The 357-nt window shown below is 45.4% G+C and carries 1 protein-coding gene; it reads right to left on the bottom strand.

Going from position 1 to position 357, the window contains the following annotated elements:
- Positions 1-186: 186 nt before the first annotated feature.
- The gene (locus SB725_RS30355; RefSeq protein ID WP_410923050.1) at positions 187-348 is read right to left on the bottom strand and encodes a hypothetical protein; all 162 of its coding nucleotides are present in this window, start codon (positions 346-348) and stop codon (positions 187-189) included.
- Positions 349-357: the final 9 nt, after the last annotated feature.

The following is a 357-nucleotide window of genomic DNA, read 5'->3' as shown; positions in this document are numbered from 1 at the left end:
GGAACGGCAGGATTTGAACCTGCGACCACTACACCCCCAGTGTAGTGCGCTACCAGACTGCGCTACGCCCCGGGTGACTGACTATTTTACGCAAAATTATGTATATTGCAAGGGCTATTTATAGCAGCCAAAATCTACAATATTATTCTGCCTAGCATAGTCAGTATAATCGTTTAGCAGCCAATGTTAACCCAATAACTCTTTTAGAATTTGGTTCACTTGCTGTGGGTTAGCACTACCGCGACTGGCTTTCATGACCTGACCGACCAGACCGTTAAAGGCTTTTTCTTTACCGCCGCGATATTCTTCGACCATCGCTTCATTTTTTGCGATGACTTCTTCGACCATCGCTTTGAT

The sequence above is a fragment of the Pseudomonas sp. SIMBA_041 genome, assembly GCF_046535095.1.
Classification (GTDB): Bacteria; Pseudomonadota; Gammaproteobacteria; order Pseudomonadales; family Pseudomonadaceae; genus Aquipseudomonas; species Aquipseudomonas mucoides.
Note: the sequence above shows the minus strand (reverse complement) of the source record. Positions and strands in the feature narration are given on the sequence as shown.